The organism is Streptomyces sp. NPDC008125 (assembly GCF_042957125.1).
Taxonomy (GTDB): domain Bacteria; phylum Actinomycetota; class Actinomycetes; order Streptomycetales; family Streptomycetaceae; genus Streptomyces.
This window is the reverse complement of the sequence record NZ_JBIBHR010000001.1, coordinates 72,898-93,478: the sequence shown is the minus strand read 5'-3', so window position 1 is coordinate 93,478 and position 20,581 is coordinate 72,898. Positions and strand designations below refer to the sequence as shown.

General features: G+C 72.5%; 21 protein-coding genes. 13 read left to right on the top strand and 8 right to left on the bottom strand.

Translation table 11 applies throughout. The features are described 5' to 3' along the window. Positions 1–124 precede the first annotated feature (124 nt). From ACFZAX_RS00410 to ACFZAX_RS00390, 5 genes are all read left to right on the top strand, one after another. A complete protein-coding gene (locus ACFZAX_RS00410; protein ID WP_390957593.1) occupies positions 125–526 on the top strand; it encodes a rodlin in 402 nt (133 codons plus the stop codon). A 305-nt stretch (positions 527–831) separates the two neighbouring features. Beyond that, positions 832–1,065, top strand: a complete 234-nt coding sequence (locus ACFZAX_RS00405; protein ID WP_390957591.1) for a chaplin family protein — start codon at positions 832–834, stop codon at positions 1,063–1,065. A 267-nt stretch (positions 1,066–1,332) separates the two neighbouring features. Beyond that, the gene (locus ACFZAX_RS00400) at positions 1,333–1,626 is read left to right on the top strand and encodes a hypothetical protein (protein ID WP_390957589.1); all 294 of its coding nucleotides are present in this window, start codon (positions 1,333–1,335) and stop codon (positions 1,624–1,626) included. 201 nt (positions 1,627–1,827) lie between these two features. Further along, entirely contained in the window at positions 1,828–2,238 is a 411-nt protein-coding gene (locus tag ACFZAX_RS00395) for a rodlin (protein WP_390957587.1), read from the top strand. 611 nt (positions 2,239–2,849) lie between these two features. Next, complete coding sequence (locus ACFZAX_RS00390) at positions 2,850–3,257, top strand: rodlin (RefSeq protein ID WP_390957585.1); 408 nt, start codon at positions 2,850–2,852, stop codon at positions 3,255–3,257. Between the two features lie 168 nt (positions 3,258–3,425). Here the strand turns inward: ACFZAX_RS00390 and ACFZAX_RS00385 are convergent, their stop codons facing one another. Beyond that, positions 3,426–3,926, bottom strand: a complete 501-nt coding sequence (locus ACFZAX_RS00385) for a DUF5949 family protein (protein WP_390957584.1) — start codon at positions 3,924–3,926, stop codon at positions 3,426–3,428. Positions 3,927–4,315: 389 nt separating this feature from the next. Here ACFZAX_RS00385 and rsgA point away from each other — a divergent pair, with 389 nt between their 5' ends. Together rsgA and ACFZAX_RS00375 are read left to right on the top strand one after the other, a co-directional pair. Next, the gene (gene rsgA / locus ACFZAX_RS00380; protein WP_390957582.1) at positions 4,316–5,479 is read left to right on the top strand and encodes a ribosome small subunit-dependent GTPase A; all 1,164 of its coding nucleotides are present in this window, start codon (positions 4,316–4,318) and stop codon (positions 5,477–5,479) included. A gap of 65 nt (positions 5,480–5,544) precedes the next feature. Beyond that, entirely contained in the window at positions 5,545–5,853 is a 309-nt protein-coding gene (locus ACFZAX_RS00375) for a hypothetical protein (RefSeq protein WP_390957579.1), read from the top strand. Between the two features lie 52 nt (positions 5,854–5,905). Here ACFZAX_RS00375 and ACFZAX_RS00370 read toward each other — a convergent pair whose 3' ends face one another. Further along, positions 5,906–6,388 (bottom strand): DUF456 family protein, encoded by a 483-nt coding sequence (locus tag ACFZAX_RS00370; protein ID WP_390957578.1) that lies wholly within the window; start codon positions 6,386–6,388, stop codon positions 5,906–5,908. Between the two features lie 124 nt (positions 6,389–6,512). Beyond that, complete coding sequence (locus ACFZAX_RS00365; RefSeq protein ID WP_390957576.1) at positions 6,513–7,505, bottom strand: helix-turn-helix domain-containing protein; 993 nt, start codon at positions 7,503–7,505, stop codon at positions 6,513–6,515. A gap of 309 nt (positions 7,506–7,814) precedes the next feature. Between ACFZAX_RS00365 and ACFZAX_RS00360 the strand changes: the two genes are divergently transcribed. Further along, positions 7,815–9,764: a protein phosphatase 2C domain-containing protein gene (locus tag ACFZAX_RS00360; RefSeq protein ID WP_390957574.1), complete on the top strand. Its 1,950-nt coding sequence runs from the start codon at positions 7,815–7,817 to the stop codon at positions 9,762–9,764. A 128-nt stretch (positions 9,765–9,892) separates the two neighbouring features. Next, a complete protein-coding gene (locus ACFZAX_RS00355; RefSeq protein WP_390957572.1) occupies positions 9,893–11,635 on the top strand; it encodes a pyruvate dehydrogenase in 1,743 nt (580 codons plus the stop codon). A 94-nt stretch (positions 11,636–11,729) separates the two neighbouring features. Here ACFZAX_RS00355 and ACFZAX_RS00350 read toward each other — a convergent pair whose 3' ends face one another. Beyond that, on the bottom strand, positions 11,730–12,191 hold the full coding sequence (locus ACFZAX_RS00350; protein WP_390957570.1) for a ribonuclease domain-containing protein: 462 nt from the start codon (positions 12,189–12,191) through the stop codon (positions 11,730–11,732). Between the two features lie 278 nt (positions 12,192–12,469). On the opposite strand from ACFZAX_RS00350, the gene ACFZAX_RS00345 reads away from it, so the two are divergent. Continuing rightward, the gene (locus ACFZAX_RS00345; RefSeq protein WP_390958373.1) at positions 12,470–12,835 is read left to right on the top strand and encodes an ATP-binding protein; all 366 of its coding nucleotides are present in this window, start codon (positions 12,470–12,472) and stop codon (positions 12,833–12,835) included. 112 nt (positions 12,836–12,947) lie between these two features. Here ACFZAX_RS00345 and ACFZAX_RS00340 read toward each other — a convergent pair whose 3' ends face one another. Together ACFZAX_RS00340 and ACFZAX_RS00335 are read right to left on the bottom strand one after the other, a co-directional pair. Next, a complete protein-coding gene (locus ACFZAX_RS00340; protein WP_390957568.1) occupies positions 12,948–14,042 on the bottom strand; it encodes a DUF2637 domain-containing protein in 1,095 nt (364 codons plus the stop codon). A gap of 193 nt (positions 14,043–14,235) precedes the next feature. Next, entirely contained in the window at positions 14,236–15,087 is an 852-nt protein-coding gene (locus tag ACFZAX_RS00335) for a (2Fe-2S)-binding protein (protein WP_390957567.1), read from the bottom strand. A 142-nt stretch (positions 15,088–15,229) separates the two neighbouring features. On the opposite strand from ACFZAX_RS00335, the gene ACFZAX_RS00330 reads away from it, so the two are divergent. After that, entirely contained in the window at positions 15,230–16,054 is an 825-nt protein-coding gene (locus ACFZAX_RS00330; RefSeq protein WP_390957565.1) for an FCD domain-containing protein, read from the top strand. 26 nt (positions 16,055–16,080) lie between these two features. Here ACFZAX_RS00330 and ACFZAX_RS00325 read toward each other — a convergent pair whose 3' ends face one another. Together ACFZAX_RS00325 and ACFZAX_RS00320 are read right to left on the bottom strand one after the other, a co-directional pair. Then, entirely contained in the window at positions 16,081–16,866 is a 786-nt protein-coding gene (locus ACFZAX_RS00325; protein WP_390957563.1) for a hypothetical protein, read from the bottom strand. A 174-nt stretch (positions 16,867–17,040) separates the two neighbouring features. Next, on the bottom strand, positions 17,041–18,783 hold the full coding sequence (locus ACFZAX_RS00320) for a PucR family transcriptional regulator ligand-binding domain-containing protein (RefSeq protein ID WP_390957561.1): 1,743 nt from the start codon (positions 18,781–18,783) through the stop codon (positions 17,041–17,043). A gap of 323 nt (positions 18,784–19,106) precedes the next feature. Between ACFZAX_RS00320 and ACFZAX_RS00315 the strand changes: the two genes are divergently transcribed. Next, complete coding sequence (locus ACFZAX_RS00315; RefSeq protein WP_390957560.1) at positions 19,107–19,994, top strand: FAD binding domain-containing protein; 888 nt, start codon at positions 19,107–19,109, stop codon at positions 19,992–19,994. Positions 19,995–19,996: 2 nt separating this feature from the next. Beyond that, on the top strand, positions 19,997–20,581 hold the full coding sequence (locus ACFZAX_RS00310; protein ID WP_390957559.1) for a 2Fe-2S iron-sulfur cluster-binding protein: 585 nt from the start codon (positions 19,997–19,999) through the stop codon (positions 20,579–20,581).

The window sequence follows — 20,581 nt, the reverse complement described above, 5'->3', positions numbered from 1 at the left end:
CCGAGTCTCCGCAGGTGGGTGAGAGGGCCGCCGGGCAATCGGGTGAATGCGGAGAACCAAAGCGTGAGCAGCGAGTTGATCAGGCCGCTCCTCCACGGGGCAACGAGTACGAGAAGGGTTAATCGTGATCAAGAAGGTTCTGGCGACGGGTGCCGTCGCCGCATCCATCCTCGGTCTCGGGGCCACGCAGGCCATGGCCATCGGCAACGACGGCGGCACGACCTCGGTCAACGGCAACGGTGCCACGCAGTCCTACGGCAACTCCGAGACCAATGGCGACTGGAGCCCGCAGTTCGGTCTGGTCCAGGGTTCGCTGAACAAGCCCTGCGTCGGGCTGCCGCTCAAGGCCAACCTCGGTTCGCTCATCGGCCTGGTCCCGATCTCGGTCCAGGACGTCAACGTGCTGTCCTCGCCGCAGAACCAGCAGTGCACCGAGAACTCGACCCAGGCGAAGGGCGACGAGGCGCTGTCGCACATCCTGGACGACATCCCGATCCTCTCCGGCAACGGCGCCGCCAACAACTGATCCACGCGCACCGCAGGGCCCGGGTCGACGGCCTTCCTCCCCGTCCGGCCCGGGCCCGTCCGCTGTCGTCTCCGCGGCATTGTCCGTGACGGCCCGTCCGTGCCCGCGTTCCTGTCGCGGCGCCGGAAGCCGTCGGATCATCGCACCATGCGAGTGGATTTCCGGAAAATCTCTCCTGTGAGAGTTTCGATTCCGCCCGCTCCTCGTTATGAAGGAAAGCGTCGGAGTGGCGAGCGATCGACAGAACGCTCGTGCGGCACGAAATGCGTGACCGCCTCGGACTCCGCCGCGAGAAAGGGATGAAAATGAAGTACACCAAGGTTGCCGCCGTCGCCGCCGGAACCCTGATGGCGCTGGGTGCCGCCGCCCCCGCCATGGCCGACGCCGGTGCCGAGGGCGCAGCCGTCGGTTCCCCGGGCGTTCTCTCCGGGAACGTCATCCAGGTTCCGGTCCACATTCCGATCAACCTCTGCGGCAACACGATCAACGTGATCGGCCTGCTGAACCCGGCCTTCGGCAACACCTGCGTCAACGCCTGACGAAGGACCGGGTGAGCCGAGCTCACTCATGGTCGGCCCCGGATCGCCTCGGCGACCCGGGGCCTTCGTCTTCCGCCATGGAGAACGGCCCCGCGAGTCCGGGGGACGGGCTCCGGAGAACGTCCGGAAAATTCCGTCCCACACAGTTTCCGGGGCCATCCGGGCTCGTTGTCCTGGTGCAAGCGGCAGGAGGCACAACCAAAGAAGGCTTGTGTGCGGTCGCCCTGAGCGGCCGATACGGCTGCCGCTCCAGAAGGGAAGCTGAAAGTGAAGTACGCGAAGAGCGCCGCGTTTCTTGCCGGTTCGGTGGTCGCCCTCGGAACGGCCGCCCCCGCGTTCGCCGTCGCGGCAGCCCCCACCGCCCCCGTCTTCAGCCTCGACACCGGCCTGAACCAGGTCATGGACAACGCTCCGCAGGTCGTCGACGCGCTCGGCGGCACCGTGGACGGCGCGACCGAGACGATGAAGAAGGACGGCACCGTCGGCAAGCTCGCCGGTGAGGCGAAGAGCGCCGCCAAGGGCGCGACGCCACTCCTGGGCGGACTCTCGCTCGGCGGCTGACGCCCGGTCACCGGCACCGCCTTTCCCGCGGCCGGTCCGAGCGGAAAGGTACCGCGCGCCGGAAGCGAGTTCGGGTCCGGAGTCCGACTCCCGGTGGCGCAACGCCATTTGAGTGAACCGGCGCAACCAATCCCGCATCCGCGAGTTGATCAGATCGCTCCGGACAGGCGGGCACGCAGACATTTCGAGAAGGGCATTTCCATGTTCAAGAAGATTATGACCTCCGCCGCCGTCGCGGCGTCCGTCGTCGGCGTCTCCGCCGCGTTCGCGCCGTCCGCCATGGCCATCGGCAACGACGGCGGTACCACCTCCGTCAACGGCAACGGCGCCGTGCAGTCCTACGGCAACTCCGCCACCCACGGCGACTGGAGCCCGCAGTTCGCGCTCATCCAGGGCTCGCTGAACAAGCCCTGCATCGCGCTGCCGGCCAAGGCCAACCTCGGTTCGCTCATCGGCCTGGTCCCGATCACCGTCCAGGACATCAACGTGCTGTCCTCGCCGCAGAACCAGCAGTGCACCGAGAACTCGACCCAGGCGAAGGGCGACGAGGCGCTGTCGCACATCCTGGACGGCCTTCCGATCCTGTCGGGCAACGGCGTCGGCAACAGCTGACGCGCACGGGTGCGGGGCGGTGCCGCGACGGCGCCTCCCCGCACCCGGCGGTGCACCAGCACCCGACCGCTTGGGGCCTGTTCCCCGTACGACCGATCATTCGGGCGCACGGAGGGGCAGGCCTTTCGTCGTATCCGCGGTCCGTGCCGGCGCTCCCGGCCGGCCCGGCCGCACGTGTGGGGCGTACCGCCGGGTGCGGCTCCCGCACGGCGCGGGCCCGTGGACGGCCCGGCTCCCCGGCCCGCCCGGTGGGGCCGTTGGGCCGGATGCCGCAGTCCGGCCGCCGCGGCGGCCGAGCGGGGGTAGGGCTCTCCCATGGACCAGTACGACAGTCAGAATCCGCCGCACGGGCAGTGGCCCGCGGAGAGCGACACCCCCATCTACGACCGGCTGTTCGCCGAGTGGCGGGCGGCGGACCGACGCCCCGAGCCCGTGCCCGCGACTCCCCGCGTTCCGGCTGCGCGAAATCATCGCAAATCGCCCGAACAGTAGGCCAAAGGCGTCTATTCCACGCCAGATCAAACCCATTTGAGTGGTACTGCGCAACCGAATCTGCGGCGCGGGGTTGATCAATACGTTCCACAACGGAACGCTCCGAAAGGTGAAGCGTGATGAAGAAGATGATGACCGGCGCGGCAATGGCTGTGTCCCTGATCGGTCTGTCCGTCGCCGCGGCCCCGATGGCCCTGGCTATCGGCAACGACGGCGGCACCACGACGGTCAACGGGAACGGCGCCGAGTCGGAGGTCGGCAACAGCGAGACCCGGGGCGCCTTCAGCCCCAACAACCAGCTCATCCAGGGCACGCTGAACGACCTGTGCCTCGGTGTGCCGGTCAAGGCCAACGTGGGCTCGCTGATCGGGCTCATCCCGATCACGGTCCAGGACGTCAACGTCCTGTCCAACCCGCAGAACCAGCAGTGCGCGGACAACTCCACGCAGGCCAAGGGCGACGAGCCGCTGTCGCACGTCCTGGACGACATCCCGGTCCTCTCGGGCAACGGCGCCGGCAACAACTGACCCCCGCGCGGCCGGGCGGCCGGCGGGGATCTCCTCGCCGCCGCCCGTGCCCGCAGGTGAGGCACCGCTCGTGACGATGCCCACCACCCCACGGGGGGTGGTGGGCATCGTCGTGTCCGCAGGAGCGGGAGGGCCCGGAGGGGCGGGGGGTCCGGCGGACCGGGACGATCAGCCGAGCGCGCGCACCGGCATCAGGCAGTGGGCGGACGTGGCGACGATCTCGGGATTCGCGGCGTACGCGCGCAACTGGTCCTCGGACACCGGTCGCCCGGGCACCGCCTCGGGCCACGGGCGGGTCGCGAACATGCCGTACACCTGGCCCTGGTCCTCGGCGGCGGCCAGCCACTCGGCGGGTGCCGGGTACTGAGCGGTGAAGTGGGGGAGGGTCAGGACGGCCTGCCCGGACTGGACGAGGAGCTTGACCTGGAGTCCGGGCTGCTCGGCCGCGTTCGCGACGCCGCCGCCGACCCGGAGGCCGGCCCGTTCGAGCGCCGTCCGCATGGAGGCCTCACCGACCAGCGGACCGTCCCGCCCGTCCCCGAGGGAGTAGGTCAGAAGGAAGGCGACGTCGTGTCCGCTCTCAGGGTTCCGGCCGCTCCATCCGATCACGATCTGGGTGCCCAACTGGGCAGGGGAGTAGGGGTAGGTGGACGTCTGGGATGAGGTCATGCTCGGCACCCTAACCGTGGCGGACCGGGTGTTGTGCACGCTTATCACCTGAACGAGGGAGATTTACGCGTAACTCCGGCGCGGGGTCGCGGAAGCGCGCACGGTTGTGGCCGGCCAGGTACGAAGGGCTCCCGGTAATTGCGTTGACGGGCGCCGGGGGCGACTGGCTAGGGTGGACAGCGTTCCCCTGCGACACCGCACGGGGCGCCGGGTCGGCGAACGGCCACCGGCGAGGAACCAGGAGGTGAGGACATTGATGACTGTCATGGCGACGGGCGCTGCCCGCAATCGGACGAGCTCTGTTCTCCCCCCTGTGGCCACCGGCTGACCTTCACTTCTCTCCGCGCCGAAGCGCGCGTTGCCGGGGCCACCCTGTGAAGGGTTTCCCCTTGTCTTTCTCCTCCCTCACCGCTCTCTCCGGCCTCCCGGCCCCGTCGCACCCCCTCACGCCCTACGGCTGGGACGACGACTGGGCCGCCGCCTTCGCCCCGTACGCCGCGCAGGGACTCCTGCCCGGGCGTGTGGTGCGGGTGGACCGGGGCCAGTGCGACGTGATCACTCCCTCCGGCACGCTCCGGGCGGACACCGCCTTCGTCGTGCCCCGAGACCCGATGCGGATCATCTGCACCGGGGACTGGGTGGCCGTCGACCCCGACGGTGACCCGCTGTTCGTCCGTACGCTGCTGCCGCGGCGCACGGCCTTCGTACGGTCGACCTCCTCGCAGCGTTCCGAGGGGCAGGTGCTCGCCACCAACATCGACCACATCGTCATCTGCGTGTCCCTCGCGGTCGAACTCGACCTCGGCCGGCTCGAACGGTTCCTCGCGCTCGCCCTCTCCAGCTCCAGCGGCGACGCCCTGCTGGGCGGCGACGCGGAGGCCGGCGGACAGCCCGGGATCGTGGTCGTCCTGACCAAGGCGGACCTCGTGCCGGACGCGGCCACGCTCGCGCACCTCACCGAGGACGTCGCGGCCGTGGCGCCCGGTGCGCAGGTACTGACGGTCAGCTCCCACACCGGCGAGGGCGTCGACGTGTTCACCGCTCTCGTCTCCAGCGGTACGAGCGTGCTCCTCGGCATCTCCGGCGCGGGCAAGTCGACCCTCGCCAACACCCTGCTCGGCGAGGACGTGATGGAGGTGATGGCCACCCGTGACGTCGACGGAAAGGGCCGCCACACCACCACGACCCGGAACCTGCTGGTCCTGCCGCAGGGCGGGGTGCTCATCGACACCCCCGGGCTGCGCGGGGTCGGACTCTGGGACGCGGAGGAGGGCGTCGGCCAGGTCTTCTCGGAGATCGAGGAACTGGCCGGGCGCTGCCGCTTCCACGACTGCGCCCACCTCTCCGAGCCGGGCTGCGCGGTGAATGCCGCCATCGAGGACGGGTCCCTCTCCGTCCGGCGGCTCGACAGCTACCGCAAGCTGCTGCGCGAGAACCAGCGGATCGTCGCCAAGACCGACGCCCGCGTCCGCACCGAGCTCCTGCGCGAGTGGAAGCGCAGGGGAGCGGAGGGGCGGGCCTCCATGGATGCCAAGCGGGGGCGTGTCCGCTGAGGACTGTCGTCACCGCCGCCGGGCCGGTGCCCCGGTCCGGCGGCGGTGATGAGCTAATGAGTGGCATGACCTATTTCATGTACGACATCACGGGCACTCCGGTCGAGGAGCCCGACGCCGACGCCGTGCGGGAGGCCGTGGCCTCCCTCGGCGAGACGGACCGCGAGAACCCGGACATCTCGCTCACCCACGAGTCCGGCTGGTCCCTGACCGCCTACGCGGGCGGGCTGCTGCTCTGGGAGAACGTCGAGGACGACTCGCTCGTCCCCGGCGTGATCGAGAAGGCCACCACCGAGGACGTGCTCCGGCTCTTCGGCAGGCTCGCCGCCGGGGACACGGACACGGTGGAGGCGGAGGGCTGGCGCCGCGACTGAACCGGCGCGCGGACGGGCGCGGGCGTTCCGGGGCGGCCGGGCACACCGGCACTCAGGCCAGGACCACCGCGCCCAGCCACGCCCCGGCCACCAGCAGACACGCGTACAGCTCCACCAGCACCGCGTACCCCGTGGCCCGCATCACCGACCTGACCGAGGCCCATCCGGCGCCCCGGGACCCCAGCCGCAGCCGCTCGACGCCGTAGACACCGCCGACGTAACCGAGGGCCCCGCCCACCACCGGCAGCACGAAGAACCCCCCGATGGCGGCCAGTCCGCCGACGAGCAGGGTCCGGCGCGGTGCCCCCGACTCCCTCGGCCGGCGGGGCGGCAGCAGGGGTTTCAGCGCCTGGTTCAGCAGCAGGACCGCCGTCGACCCGATCAGCACCCCCCAGGCGAGCGGCGACACGTCGGTCAGCGCCCACCAGAGCACGGCGGCCCAGACGATCGCCTGGCCCGGTACGCCGGGGACCAGGACCCCGACCAGCCCGAGCAGCATCACCAGGGCCACGGCGACGAGCTGCCACACACTCATCTGACCAGCCTGCCGGAGACCCCGGATTCCCGCGCGTCAGCGCAGGTCGGACAGTGCCTGCCCGGTCCCGGGGCGAGAGCTGAGGCCCGGGACCCGCCGCAGTGGGCCGGGGCCGGGTACGCAGTCAGCGCCGGGGGTGGCTGCGGGCCACCCAGCCGCGCTCGTACGCGTGCCAGCCGAGCTGGAGCCGGGTCGACACACCCGTCAGCTCCATGAGCCCCTTCACCCGGCGCTGCACGGTCCGCAGCCCCAGCTCCAGCTGCTTGGCGACACTCGCGTCCGTCAGCCCCGCGAGCAGCAACGACAGGATTTCCAGGTCGGTGGGGTCGGGGCCGTTCTCGCCCTCCTTCAGACACCCCTGCTCGCCCAGCCGGAGCGGCATCGCCTCGCGCCAGACGGCCTCGAACAGCCCCATCAGCGACTCCAGCAGTCCGCTCGCGTGGACGACCAGGGCCGCGGGCTCGGCGTTCCGGCCGGTCAGCGGCACCATGGCCAGGGCCCGGTCCGCGACCACCAGCTTCGTCGGGACCCGCTCCACCACCCGGCACTGCTCGTCCCGGCCCAGCGCGGCCGACAGCTCCAGGATGCCCTGCGGCAGCGACAGCACCTCGCGCTCGACGACCACGCGGAACGAGACCCCGCGCGCCGCCGCCCGCTCCTCCGACTCGTTGTCCATGCCGCTCACCGCGATCGGGTTCCCGGTCACCAGTGCGCAGACCTCGAACGCCGCCCCCAGCTGCAACTGGTGGAAGCGCTGGGTCACCGCGTTCGCCCCGGTCACCACCTCCACCAGGTCGTGGACGGTCGGTTCGCTCGCCTCGGCACGGTACTCGGCGGCCAGCAGCGCCGACGCCAGCTCCGCCTGGTCCAGTTCGTGCCGCTGCTGGATCAGCAGGGCGCCCAGCGCGACGCCGGGCGGCGCCGCCACCCACCGCTCCGACCGCGCCGACGACTGTGCGGCCAGCCCCTGCTGCTCCAGCCGGCGCAGGGTCCGCTCGGTCTCCGCTTCCGGCAGCCCCAGACGGTGGGCGAGATGAGGGAGTTCGGCCGCCCCCAGGGCGACCAGCGCGCGGTAGGCCGCTTCCTGTCGTTCGTCGAGACCTATGGCACTCAGCATTCTCCTCGGACCCTCCCCGGGCGTCACGAATCACGCACCACCTGCACCGCCGTGGCGGAAAACGGCCACGGCGCAAACCCGCCGTGCCCATCATCCCCGTACCGATGGCCCCCCTGCCAAGGTGGCATCACCCGAGGGCTGTTCCGTGTTTTACCAGGACACGCGCCGAACAGTCGCGCGGGCCGCCCGGACCGGCCCGCCGGGCGCCCTTCCCGTGGGGGGTGGGGCAGCCCGGCGGGCCCAAGGCCAAGGCCGTGTCTTTTTCCCGACGTCCCGGTTCGCGCCGCCGTTCGCGGTGACAATGAGGGCATGAGTCAGCAGGGGGAGAACTCCACCGGCCACGAGGACGAGTGGTGGCGCAAGCTCTACGACGAGGCCGCGCCGGACACCGGACCCGCCGCCGCGCGGGACACTCTGGACGACCGCTTCGACTCCGCCGCGGACGCGGTGAGTCCGCCGACGCACCCGGCCGACGGCCCGCAGGAGCCGGCCGACGGCCCGAGGGGCGAGGGTGCGACGGACCGTGGCGCCACGGACGAGGGTGCGACGGGCCGAGGCGCCACGGACGAGGGTGCGACGGGCGAGGGCGCGACGGGCGAGGGCGCGACGTACGGCGACAACGCGGCCGATCTCCCCGACCAGGCTGTCGACGTGGGCCCGTACGACCGGGCTGTGGACAGCGGGCCGTACGACCAGGCCGGCGACCCGGGCCCGTACGACCGCGCCCTCGACACCGGCCCCCACGACCCGGCCGACGCGCAGCCCCACGCCGAGCTCGACGAGGAGGCCCTCCTCACGGACCAGGACCACGAGGACACGGTCGTCACGGACGCCTGGCGCGACGCGGCGTCACCCGGCCCGCACCCGCACGCGGGGCTCCCGCCCGCGCAGCCCGCGCCCGCGCCACGCCCGCCCGACCCCCGCTCGCCTGCGCCCGGACCACCGCCGCAGCACGCGGCGGCCCCACCGCAGCACGCGGCGGCCCCACCGCAGCGCCCGGCAGCCCCACCGCAGCACCTCGCCCCGCCGCAGCGCCCGCCCGCGCCGCGTCCCGCTGCGCCGCCCGGAGTCGTCCGGTTCGCGGCGCCGTGGGAGACGCCCGACGGACCGGCCGGGCCCCGTACCTTCGCCGTGCCCGTACCCCCGCCTCCGCCCCCGCCTCCGCAGGAGCTGCGGAACGACACGGCCGGTGGCAGGCACGCCAAGGGCCCCGCCCTGCGGGAAGCGGGTGCGCCGCTCCCGGTCACCGGGCGCCGGCCGGCCGCTCCCGGCCACCTCGGTGAGCGCCCGCCCGCCTACGAGCCCGAGCCCGCCACCCTGCCGGCCACCACCCCGCTCAACCTCGACGGCCTCGTCCCCGACACCGTTCTCGACGGCGCCAGGTACGGCACCTACACGCTCCGTACGGTCTCCGTGCGCGGCGACGCGGCCCGGTTCCGCGGTGAACCCCGGAGCGACGCGCTGCTCACCGCGCGGTTCGGCAGCGGCGAGGGCGGTCTTGTCCTCGTCGCCGTCGCCCGGGGCACCCGCGGTGCCGAGGGGGCCCACCTCGCGGCGGCGGACGCCTGCCGCTGGATCGGCGGCGCGGTCGGCCGCAGCCACGCGCGCCTCTCCGAGGACATCCGGGCCGGGCGCCGGGGCGAGCTGAAGTCCGGGCTGCACCGGCTCACCGGCCGTACGTACGGCAAGCTCAGGTCCCGCGCAACCGAACTCGGACTGGACCCGCAGGTGTACGCGGTCCACCTGCGCTGTCTGCTGCTCTCCGCCGACCCGCGCTGCCGCACCCGGGTGTTCTTCGGCGTCGGCGGCGGAGGCCTCTTCCGGCTGCGCGACGGCGTCTGGCAGGACCTCGAACCCCTTCTCCCCGAGGGCGGGGTGGCCTCCGGCGACGCGGTCGTCGGCTTCGGTTCGCCGCCGCGCGAACCCTACGCCGCCGGCCCGCCCGCCACGGGCGAGGACCGGCTGACGCTGGACCTCCAGATCCCGACGCCCCCGGGGCCGTACATCGAGGACCCGCTGCCCCCGCCCCCGGAACCCTTCAGGTTCCGGGCTTCCGTGGCCCGTCCGGGTGACACGCTGCTGCTCTGTTCCCCCGGACTCGCCGACCCGATGCGCGCCGAGCCGGTTCTCGCCGGGGAACTCGCCGCGCGCTGGGCTCCCGGGGGCCCTCCCGGCCTCGCCGACTTCCTGGCGGACCTCCACCTTCGGATCGAGGGGTACGCGGAGGACCGCACGGCCGCCGCGGTCTGGGAGGCGTAACCGCGCCTGCCATGGGTTGATGGACTGCGGAGACCGTCCGGCTGCGATTCCCGGGGGCCCGGGAGTTTCGGGTTCCGCAGTCCGGACAGCCGATCGTGCACGGAGCACGGGCAGAGAGGCGCATTCCCATGGGCAAGCAGAACGTGTCGGAGCAGTTCGTCGACATTCTCGGACGGGCGGGAGTGAAGCGGCTGTACGGCGTCGTCGGCGACAGCCTGAACCCGGTCGTCGACGCCGTCCGGCGCCACCCGGGGATCGAGTGGATCCAGGTCAGGCACGAGGAGACCGCCGCCTTCGCGGCCGGTGCCGAGGCGCAGATCACCGGCAGCCTCGCGGCCTGCGCCGGCTCCTGCGGCCCCGGCAACCTCCACCTGATCAACGGGTTGTACGACGCCCATCGCTCCATGGCCCCGGTGCTCGCCCTCGCCTCGCACATCCCCTCCGGCGAGATCGGACTCGGCTTCTTCCAGGAAACCCATCCGGAGTTGCTCTTCCAGGAGTGCAGCCACTACAACGAGATGATCTCCAACCCGCAGCAGATGCCCCGCCTCCTCCAGACGGCGATCCAGCACGCCATCGGTCGGGGCGGCGTGAGCGTCGTCTCCATGCCGGGCGACGTCGCCTCCCAGCCCGCACCCGAGAAGTCGGTCGAGCACGCCCTGGTCACCTCGCGGCCCACGGTCCGCCCGGGCGACGAGGAGATCGACAAGCTCTGCAAAATGGTCGACAAGGCCAAGCGGGTGACGCTGTTCTGCGGTAGCGGTACGGCCGGCGCGCACGCCGAGGTGATGGAGTTCGCGGAGAAGGTGAAGGCGCCTGTCGGCCACGCGCTGCGCGGCAAGGAATGGATCCAGTACGACAATCCGTTCGACGTGGGGATGAGCGGGCTGCTCGGCTACGGCGCCGCGTACGAGGCGACGAACGAGTGCGACCTGCTGATCCTGCTCGGCACCGACTTCCCGTACAACGCCTTCCTGCCGACCGACGTGAAGATCGTCCAGGTCGACGTCCGCCCGGAACGGCTGGGACGGCGGTCCAAGCTCGATCTCGCGGTCTGGGGGGACGTGCGCGAGACGCTGCGCTGCCTCACCCCGATGGTGAAGCCGAAGAGCGACCGCAAGTTCCTCGACCGGATGCTGAAGAAGCACGCCGACGCGCTGGAGGGTGTGGTCAAGGCCTACACCCGCAAGGTCGAGAAGCACGTGCCGATCCACCCGGAGTACGTGGCCTCGGTCCTGGACGAGATCGCCGACGAGGACGCGGTGTTCACGGTCGACACGGGTATGTGCAACGTCTGGGCGGCGCGCTATCTGACGCCCAACGGCAAGCGGCGGGTGATCGGTTCGTTCAGCCACGGCTCGATGGCCAACGCCCTGCCGCAGGCGATCGGCGCCCAGTTCACCGACCGCAACCGCCAGGTCGTCTCGATGTCCGGCGACGGCGGATTCTCCATGCTGATGGGCGACTTCCTCACCCTCGTCCAGTACAACCTGCCGGTCAAGGTCGTGCTCTTCAACAACTCCTCACTGGGCATGGTGGAGTTGGAGATGCTGGTGGGCGGGCTTCCCTCGTTCGGTACGACCAACAAGAACCCGGACTTCGCCGCGGTGGCCCGCGCGTGCGGCGCCTACGGCGTCCGGGTGGAGAAGCCGAAGCAGTTGGAGAGCGCTCTGCGGGACGCCTTCAAGCACAAGGGCCCGGCGCTCGTGGACGTCGTCACCGACCCGAACGCCCTGTCCATTCCGCCGAAGATCAGCGCAGACATGGTGACCGGCTTCGCGCTTTCCGCCGGGAAGATCGTGCTGGACGGCGGGGTGGGCCGGATGCTCCAGATGGCGCGGTCGAACCTGCGCAACGTCCCCCGGCCCTGAAGGGGCGGCTTCTCAAGGGGCTTTGGGGGGTACGCGCCGCCGGTGGGGGGCGGCGGCGCGTACCGGAACCGGGTGTCGCGGTGGGACCGGAGCGTCAGCAGCCGTGGTCGACGAGGTCGAAGGTCACGTAGTGGTCGGCGGTGTAGTAGTCCTGCACCGCCGAACCGGTGACGATCCGCCGGGCTCCCCGGGTGGTGGAGCCCGGCGTGACGACCGTGTACTCGTGGTAGTAGCCGGTGGCCTTGCTGGGCAGGACGCCCTCGCGGTTCTGGAACACCGCACCGTCCTGCGAGTAGGGGAACGGGCCCCCCGCGTCGATGAGGTCGAGCGTGTCGTGCGCCTGGGACGGCAGGTCGGAGTAGCAGATGCTGCCGACCGACGCCACGGAGAGCAGCGCGTAGGGGGAGGCGGCGGCGTACGCCGGGGAGGAGGCGTACGCCGCCGCTGAGGTGGGAGAAGGGTCCGCGACGGCGGCCGAGGCCGGGGCGCCGACGAGGAATGCGGACAGGAGGGCGGCGGTACCGCCGAGCGTGATGACCCGTGGGGGGATTCGCATGGGCTCTATGATGACGCGCGTAGATCCCTCCGCGTCAACGGCAACTCCCCGGAATTTTCTCGAAGTTAACCAACGGCCGCGGGAGCGTGCACCACTGTGCGCGACCAAGCGTGATCGCGCGGTGGCGGGGCATCCATTCCGTGAGGACGTTCGAGGGATCGGCAGAAGGAGGCTGAATCGGCGTGCGGGCGGGGGACATGATGGAACGTCACAACAAGGCCGGTCACCGCGGAGGCGGGGGACGGCCCCCCGGCGGCGGAGCAGGGCAGGGCGAACGCCTGTACCGCCGACTAGGGCACACCGACAGCTCGGCCGTCGGTAAGGTCCGGCGCGAACTGCGGGACTTCCTCCGGCCCCGGATCGGCACGGAGGCCGTGGAGACGGCGGAACTGCTGATGAGCGAACTGCTCACCAACGCGCTGATCCACACCCGCAACGGCGCGGCCGTCACGGCCACGGTCGAGGGGGCGCGGGTCCGGGTGGAGGTACGGGACTTCGCGCCCGGCATGCCCCGGTCGTACGTACCGAACGCCGACGACGGTACGCACGGCAGGGGCCTGATCCTGGTGCGCAGCCTTGCGGACGGCTGGGGGGTGGAAGCGCAGGTCCTGGGCAAGGTGGTCTGGTTCGAGGTCACGGGTTGAGGCTGTCCCGCAAGGAATCGCGGGACAGCCTTCGGGTCCAGTGGGCGGCGCGGATCACGCCCCGCCCACGTACTTCTTCCCGTCCTTCACCGTCAAGGTGTTGCCCGTGTGCTCAGCCGAACTGCTGCTCAAGATCCTTGAGCTTGCGCTCCAGGGAGTCGAGGCGCGGCAGCGCCTGGGTGTCGTCCTCAGCCGTGAGGTCGACGGTCAGAGGGTCGCCTGCGGAACCCGGCGTGCCGCTCTTCTGGCCGGGCTCGCCCGCGGCCCGCGGTGAGCCGCTGACGGCCTGCAGAGGCGGCCGGGGGCGCAGGGGGAGCTGGCCGGGTTCCGTCGGGGCGGCCTCCACGGCGGGCCGGTCCGCGTTCGGCGAGGGAGGCAGCGCGGGGGCGTCCACCTGGCGGCCTCCCCGCCTGTTCCAGGCGCGGTTCTGCCGGTTGAGCGCCTTGATGCGCGCCCGGTCCAGCTTCTCCTGGTCCCGCCTGCGGATGCGGTCCTGCTCCTGCTCGCGGCGGTCCTCGCGCACCTCGTCGACCGCCTCGTCCAGGGTGCGCACCCCTTCGAGGAGCATCAACGACCAGGCGTCGAAGGTCTCCCGGGGGGCGCGCAGCCAGCGGACGATCCGGATCTGTGGCAACGGCCTGGGAACCAGGCCCTGTTCGCGCAGAGCGGCCCGGCGGGTCTGCTTCAGTGCGCGGTCGAAGAGCACCGCCGCCGAGAGCGACATCCCCGCGAAGAACTGCGGGGCCCCCGCGTGGTCGATGCCGCGCGGTGCGTGGACCCAGTTGAACCAGGCCGCCGCACCGGCGAACGTCCACACCAGCAGGCGCGATCCGAGGGCCGCGTCTCCGTGGCTCGCCTCGCGCACGGCCAGGACGGAGCAGAACATGGCCGCGCCGTCGAGGCCGAACGGGACGAGGTACTCCCAGCCTCCGGAGAGGCCCAGGTTCTGCTGGCCGAAGCCGACGAGGCCGTGGAAGGAGAGCGCGGCGGCGACCGCCGCGCAGCAGAACAGCAGGATGTAGGAGGCCGTGGCGTAGAGCGCTTCCTTGCGCCGGCGGCGGTCCTCGCTGCGTTCCCAGGTGTCGTCGGCCGAGGCTTTGCCGGCAGCACGCTTGCCGCGTGCGACCACCGTCACCGCCGCCATGACTCCCACGAGCAGCACGGCGCCCGGAAGCAGCCAGTCGAGCGACATGTCGGTCAGTCTCATGCGCGGTTCCTCGGATCACGTAGGGCGTTTCGGACGCCATCGTGACGGAACTTCCGCCCGCCTCAAGCGGATTCGGGGCAAGAGCACGCGTTCGGGGGGCTTTGAGCGTACAGGTGACCGCATTTGGGTCGAACTGCCGGGCGAGAAGAAGGAGTTGCATTCGAGGGAGGCTCCCTCGTGCGGGTGGTGTCGATCAGAGGGCGGCGCTCAGCTTCTTCACGCGGTCGCTGTCGCACGTGCGCGGGCAGGTGACGCAGGTGTCCTCGGGGCGGATCGTGTAGAAGAAGCAGCAGCTGGCGCGGTCGCGGGTCGGCAGCGACCCGCCGTCGGGGCCGGTCAGTTCGCGGAAGCCGGCCGCTCCGACGTACGGCTTGGTGGTGCCCGGGAGCAGGCGCTCCAGTTCGGTCATCGCCCGGGTCTCCTCGCCCAGAAGGTGGGCGACGTACCAGAGGCCCTCGACGATCTCGTCCGTCGCCATGCCCCACAGCGCCCGCTTCCCACGCCGCATGCGGGGTCCGAACCCCTCCAGTACGGGGCCCATGTGGGCGGCGACGGAGGCCAGCACCTCGGCCCGGAGTGCCGCCTCGTCGGGCACCACGCGCGCGTCGGGGTGCGAGGCGGCCGGGTCGTCGGGCAGACAGGAGAACTCGCGCACGCGGACGGCGAAGCGGCCCAGCGCCCGCTGGAACGCCACGTCCTCGACCGGGACCCGGGGTACCCGCCGGTGCAGGAACCACGGCAGGGTCACCAGCAGGCAGGCGGGCCAGGCGTACCGGTGGAGCCCGAAGCTCGCCACCACGTCCGGGCGGGCCCGCTGCTGGTAGTCGCGCAGGATCTGCGCCTCGTCCCACTCCAGGAAGGTGTCGACCGCCGTACCGCCCGAGGCCAGCCCGTCCGCGCGCACCCAGCCGGAGCCGGAGGGGAGCGGCGCCGCCGCGTCGAGCACGTCGGTGCGCATACCGGGGAAGACCTCGGCGAGGCGCGCGTACGCGGACGTCACCGGGGAGGCCGGGGCGGTGCCGACGGGCACCGTGGGAACGGTCATGCGGGACCACCGAATCACGAGCGCTGACAGGCAAGGCTTACCTTACCCGAAGTGATCGACGTGTGAACCTGGGGGTCCTGGGCCTATCGTGCACGGGTGGCGGCGCCCGTGCGGGACGGAGCGGACGGGACGAGGAGGACCGGTGGAGCAGGGCGGAACGCGGGAGGACGCGCTCGCGTTCGCGTACCCGGAGCGTGTCGGGACCGGGACCGGGGCGGGGGCGGGGGCGTCCGGCGGGTCGGGGGCGGCCGGAGCCGGTCCGGCCCCTCGCGTACCCGCACAGGCCGGACGCGGCAAGGAGCGTGGCGAGCACATCCACGGTGAGGCCGCCGCACCCCCGCCCGTCCGCCGGCACTCCGTGCGCGGGCAGATCCTGGACGCCCTGCGCGACGCCCTGGCGGCCGGGGATCTCGTCCCGGGCCGGGTGTACTCCGCTCCCGCACTCGGCGCGAGCTTCGGCGTGTCCGCCACCCCGGTGCGCGAGGCGATGCAGCGGCTGGCCGCGGAGGGCGCCGTGGAGGTGGTGCCGAACCGGGGCTTCCGCGTCGTCGAGCGCGGCCCGCGCGAACTGGCCGAACTGGCCGAGGTCCGCGCGCTGATCGAGGCCCCCGTGGTGCTGCGGCTCGCCCGGACCGTACCGGCCTGCCGCTGGGAGACCCTGCGGCCGCTGGCGGAGGCCACGGTCGCCGCGGCGGCGACCGGAGACCGCTCGGCCTACGCGGAGAGCGACCGCGCCTTCCACCGGACCCTGCTCGCCTTCGCCGGAAACGCCCAGCTGGTGACCCTCGCCGACGACCTGCACCGCCGCTGCCCGGGTCCGCTGCCCGGGACCGCGCCGGGCCGGCCCACCGGGCTGCGGGCCGACGCGGCGCAGCACACCGCCCTGCTGGACGCGCTGATCGAACGCGACACGACGGCCGTACGCGCCCTGGTCGCGGAGCACTACCGGAGTCCGGCGGACGCCTGAGCGCGGGCCGGTGCCGTCGCCGGCACTCAGTTCGCCGCGGCGACCTCCGGACCGGGCGACTGGTCGAGCAGCGGGGCGAGCCAGGTCGGTACGCCGCCCAGCAGGCGGAAGAGGCGACCCGCCTCGGCGCGCAGCCGGGTGGCCACCGGTTCGGTCTCGGTCTCCGCGAGCGAGATCAGTGCGGGTGCCGTCCCGACCAGGTAGCCCAGTTCCTCCCTTATCCGCAGCGACTCCGCGAAGCCGTGCCGCGCCTCCGCGAGCTCCCCCGCGCTCAGAGCCAGGGACGCGAGGTGACGCCAGGTGGAGGAGAGCAGTAACGCGTCCCCCCGGGCGGTGGCGCCCGCGTGCGCCCGCCGGAAGGCGGCCCGCGCGGAATCGGGCGCCTGGGCGATGTTCTGCGCGATCAGACCGCGCCGGAAGTCGAGCAGGGGCCGGCCGGGCGCGTTCGGAGCGAGGAGGGCCGCCGCGCGGCTGAGCGCCACGGACGCCTCGTCGGCGCGGTCGCGGATGCCGAGCAGGGTGGAGACGTACGCCAGATAGCCGCGTTCGCAGGCGGCGGCTCCCCGCTCGGCGTTGTCCTTGGCGAGTGCCTCGGCCGCCCGCAGGGCTTCCTCGGCTTCGGTCCAGCCCTTGGTCGTGTAGAGGCAGCGCTCGGTCAGCAGGGCGGCGCGCTGGAGGGCGGCGGCCGGATCGGTCGCGGCGCTCGGACCGAGCAGCGCGGCGGCGTCCGTCCAGCAGGCGCGGGAGCGCAGCCGCCACACCGCTGTCAGGAGGGGCGGTTCGTCATCGGCTGTCGTTCCGGACCCAGACATGGCGGTGGACGCCACATTGCCTCCCCGAGCGCGCCATTGAGCTGTTGAGTGTGGGCGCATCTCAGCACGGATCGGCAGCCCGGCCAAGAGGGCGGGCCAGGTTCAGGTGAAAGATTTCACAAACGAGTGTCGGCCTCGCCGGGCCCGGGCGGCGCCCCGCCCGGACGAGGAAGGTCAGCTCATGCGCAGGGCGAGGAAGAAATCGAGCTTGTCCTCCAGCCGCGAGAGGTCGCGGCCCGTCAACTGCTCGATACGCCCGACGCGGTAGCGCAAGGTGTTGACGTGCAGGTGGAGGCGGGTCGCGCAACGGGTCCAGGAGCCGTCGCACTCCAGGAACGCCTCCAGGGTCGGAATCAGCTCGGCGCGGTGCCGCTCGTCGTAGCTCCGCAGCGGGTCCAGCAGCCGCGCCGTGAAGGCCCGCCGTACGTCGTCCGGGACGAACGGCAGCAGCAGGACGTGCGACGCCAGCTCGTCGTGGCCGGCCGCGCAGACCGGGCCGGGGCGGGCCGCCGCCACCCGGCGGGCGTGCCGGGCCTCTTCCAGCGCCCCGCGCAGCCCCTCGGCCGAGTGGACCGCCGCGCTGACGCCCAGGGTGAGCCTGCCGTCCTCCGCGAGTCCCGCCGAGAGCGGTTCGCGGACCGCCTCCAGGAGGAGTCCCGCCCGCAGGGCGGAGTCCGCCCCGTGGGCGCCGCTCCGGTCGTCCGGCGTTCCGTCGCCGGGCACCGTCCCGGCCGGGCCGGTGCCCGGCAGCGGTACGAGCGCGACGGCCTCGTCCTCCGTGTACGCCACCGCTATCCGGTCCGCCGAATCCGGCCCGGTGACCGCCGGGTCGACCAGGATCTCCTCCAGCAGAGCCTGCGCCACCGGACCGCCCGCCGGGTCCTCGGCGCCGGTCCGGGCCGGGGAGCCGCCGGCCGGCGCCTCCCACTCCACCCGCGCCACCACGACCTGCCAGTGCGGAGCAGTACCGAGCCCCGGCAGCAGCACCGGCGCGGCCACCCGCAACCGGGCCGCGATCTCCGCCGGGGCGGCGCTCGCCTGCACGAGCTCCAGTACTTCCTGGGCGAGCCGGCGCCGTACCGTACGCGCGGCGTCGCGCCGGTCGCGTTCGACGGCGATCAGCTGGGTGACGCCCTGGAGCAGGTCCAGCCGGGCCTCGGGCCAGTCGCCCGGGTCGGCCTCCACCGCGAGGAGCCACTCCGAGAGGGCGGACCCGCGGGTGTCCCGCAGGGCGGGCACCGACCCCCGGCCACTGTTCCGGACCGGGAAGAGCGCGTACGTGGTGCCGTCCACCGAGGTCGCGTGCGGACCCCGGCGGCCGGTCCTGGCCGCCGCCAGATGACGACCGGCGAGAGCCGTCGCGACCGGTCCGGGCAGCGGCTTCCCTGCGTCGGCGATCCGGCGCCCGGTGGGGGAGAGCACCCACGCCGACAAGGACAGGTCCCCGGCGAGCAGGTCCAGGACCACCTCGGGACCGCCGCCCGCCGGCCCCGAGGTCATCAGCCTGCGGTGCCGGTCCACGACGGCGGCCAGATCCCCGGCGCGTTCGCCGGACACCTGCCGCACGACGTACTCGGTGATCGTTGCGAAGGCGACCGTCTCGTTCACCGCGAAGAGCGGCATGCGATGGTGCCGGCAGGCCTCGACCAGGTCGTCGGGTATGGGGCCGAGCTCGGCCTCGCCCGCCGCCAGCGCGCTGACCCCGGCCTGGGCGAGTATCCGGACGAAGGGCTCCGAATCCGTCGCGTCGTGGCGCCAGGCCAGCCCGGTGAGCACGAGCTCGCCGCCGGAGAGGTAGCGGCTCGGGTCGCGCAGGTCCGTCGTCATGACGCCCCGGACCGGACGGTCCAGCTCGTCCTCGCCGCCGAGCAGCCGCAGCCCCAGCGCGTCGGTGTCCAGCAGTGCGCGCAGCCGCATCTCGTTGCCGCCGATCTGTTTTTCGTAGTTCCAGGGGTCCTGTGAATTGCGGCGAGGTTTCCGGCCCTCGCCATTCGTTCGAATCTACAAGACGAGCGAGGAGACCAGCCAACTCCTTCATTGTTTCGGTGACTGCACCGGTTGGAGCACGGCTTGTGTACTGAAGGCCACCCTGCGTCAACAACTGATGAAGGGCGACCGCTCCCGGCCCCGCCCGGACCGCCTCCCCGCCCCGCACGGAACGCTCCCCGGTCCCGCAGGGGAGGTCCCGCGGGGGGATCCCTCCTTCCACCCTGCGCAGCCCATCGAGAAGAGAGCCACTCATGGACTTCCTTCGCCCCGCCGCCTGGGAGGACGCGCTCGCCGCCAAGGCCGAGCACCCGGCGGCCGTCCCGCTGGCAGGCGGCACGGACGTGATGGTCGAGATCAACTTCGACCACCGCCGCCCGGACCACCTCCTCGACCTGAGCCGGATCGGTGAACTCTCCGACTGGGAGGTCGGCGAGCGGACCGTACGCCTCGGCGCCTCGGTGCCGTACAGCGCGATCATGGAACACCTCAGGGCCGAACTTCCCGGCCTGGCCCTCGCCGCGCACACCGTCGCCTCCCCGCAGATCCGCAACCGGGGCGGGGTCGGCGGCAACCTCGGCACCGCGTCGCCCGCCGGGGACGCGCACCCGGCGCTGCTCGCCGCGGGCGCGGAGGTCGAAGCGGTGTCCGTACGCGGCACCCGGATGATCCCCATCGACGCCTTCTACACCGGCGTCAAACGGAACGCGCTCGCCCCCGACGAACTCATCCGCGCCGTGCACATCGCCAGGGCGGACGGCCCGCAGCAGTTCTCCAAGGTCGGCACCCGCAACGCCATGGTCATCGCCGTCTGCGCCTTCTCCGTCGCCCTGCACCCCGGGACCCGCACGGTGCGCACCGGCATCGGCTCCGCCGCGCCCACCCCGGTCCGCGCCACCGCCGCCGAGGAGTTCCTGAACGCCGCGCTCGACGAGGGCGGCTTCTGGGAGAACGGCGACACCATCACGCCGTCCCTCGCCCGGGAGTTCGCCACCCTCGCCTCGGGCGCCTGCAACCCCATCGACGACGTCCGCGGCACCGCCCGCTACCGCCGGCACGCGGTCGGCGTACTGGCCCGCCGCACCCTCGGCTGGACCTGGGAGCAGTACCGCACCGGCCGCACACACGAAGGAGCCCGCTGACCATGCGCGTCCACTTCACCGTCAACGGACGGCCGCAGCAGGCGGACGACGTCTGGGAGGGCGAGTCCCTCCTCTACGTCCTGCGGGAACGGATGGGCCTGCCCGGCTCCAAGAACGCCTGCGAACAGGGCGAGTGCGGCTCCTGCACCGTCCGCCTCGACGGAGTGCCGGTCTGCGCGTGCCTGGTCGCCGCAGGTCAGGCCGAGGGCCGCGAGGTCGTCACCGTCGAAGGGCTCGCCGACTACGCCCGCCACCGCGCCGACGCCCATCCCGGCGGAGGCTGCGCCACCGCGGGTGGCTGCGGCACCGGCCTCGACGAGGCCCGCGCCTGGCAGGCCGCACCCGGACCGGGCGGCCCCCCGCTCTCCCCGGTCCAGCAGGCCTTCGTCGACGCCGGAGCCGTGCAGTGCGGCTTCTGCACCCCCGGACTGCTGGTCGCCGCCGACGAACTCCTCGAACAGCACCCCTCCCCGTCCGACCAGGACATCCGCGAGGCGCTCTCCGGCAACCTCTGCCGCTGCACCGGGTACGAGAAGATCCTCGACGCGGTCCGCCTCGCCGCCGCCCGCTCCGGACAGGAGGCCTGA

Bases quoted from the DNA above. Each gene is read 5' to 3' on its own strand.
- ACFZAX_RS00405 (WP_390957591.1), top strand. From the start codon at position 832: ATGAAGTACACCAAGGTTGCCGCCGTCGCCGCCGGAACCCTGATGGCG.
- ACFZAX_RS00395 (WP_390957587.1), top strand. From the start codon at position 1,828: ATGTTCAAGAAGATTATGACCTCCGCCGCCGTCGCGGCGTCCGTCGTC.
- ACFZAX_RS00390 (WP_390957585.1), top strand. From the start codon at position 2,850: ATGAAGAAGATGATGACCGGCGCGGCAATGGCTGTGTCCCTGATCGGT.
- ACFZAX_RS00385 (WP_390957584.1), bottom strand. From the start codon at position 3,926: ATGACCTCATCCCAGACGTCCACCTACCCCTACTCCCCTGCCCAGTTG.
- ACFZAX_RS00375 (WP_390957579.1), top strand. From the start codon at position 5,545: ATGACCTATTTCATGTACGACATCACGGGCACTCCGGTCGAGGAGCCC.
- ACFZAX_RS00370 (WP_390957578.1), bottom strand. From the start codon at position 6,388: ATGAGTGTGTGGCAGCTCGTCGCCGTGGCCCTGGTGATGCTGCTCGGG.
- ACFZAX_RS00365 (WP_390957576.1), bottom strand. From the start codon at position 7,505: ATGCTGAGTGCCATAGGTCTCGACGAACGACAGGAAGCGGCCTACCGC.
- ACFZAX_RS00360 (WP_390957574.1), top strand. From the start codon at position 7,815: ATGAGTCAGCAGGGGGAGAACTCCACCGGCCACGAGGACGAGTGGTGG.
- ACFZAX_RS00355 (WP_390957572.1), top strand. From the start codon at position 9,893: ATGGGCAAGCAGAACGTGTCGGAGCAGTTCGTCGACATTCTCGGACGG.
- ACFZAX_RS00350 (WP_390957570.1), bottom strand. From the start codon at position 12,191: ATGCGAATCCCCCCACGGGTCATCACGCTCGGCGGTACCGCCGCCCTC.
- ACFZAX_RS00340 (WP_390957568.1), bottom strand. From the start codon at position 14,042: ATGAGACTGACCGACATGTCGCTCGACTGGCTGCTTCCGGGCGCCGTG.
- ACFZAX_RS00335 (WP_390957567.1), bottom strand. From the start codon at position 15,087: ATGACCGTTCCCACGGTGCCCGTCGGCACCGCCCCGGCCTCCCCGGTG.
- ACFZAX_RS00325 (WP_390957563.1), bottom strand. From the start codon at position 16,866: ATGTCTGGGTCCGGAACGACAGCCGATGACGAACCGCCCCTCCTGACA.
- ACFZAX_RS00320 (WP_390957561.1), bottom strand. From the start codon at position 18,783: ATGCGGCTGCGCGCACTGCTGGACACCGACGCGCTGGGGCTGCGGCTG.
- ACFZAX_RS00315 (WP_390957560.1), top strand. From the start codon at position 19,107: ATGGACTTCCTTCGCCCCGCCGCCTGGGAGGACGCGCTCGCCGCCAAG.
- ACFZAX_RS00310 (WP_390957559.1), top strand. From the start codon at position 19,997: ATGCGCGTCCACTTCACCGTCAACGGACGGCCGCAGCAGGCGGACGAC.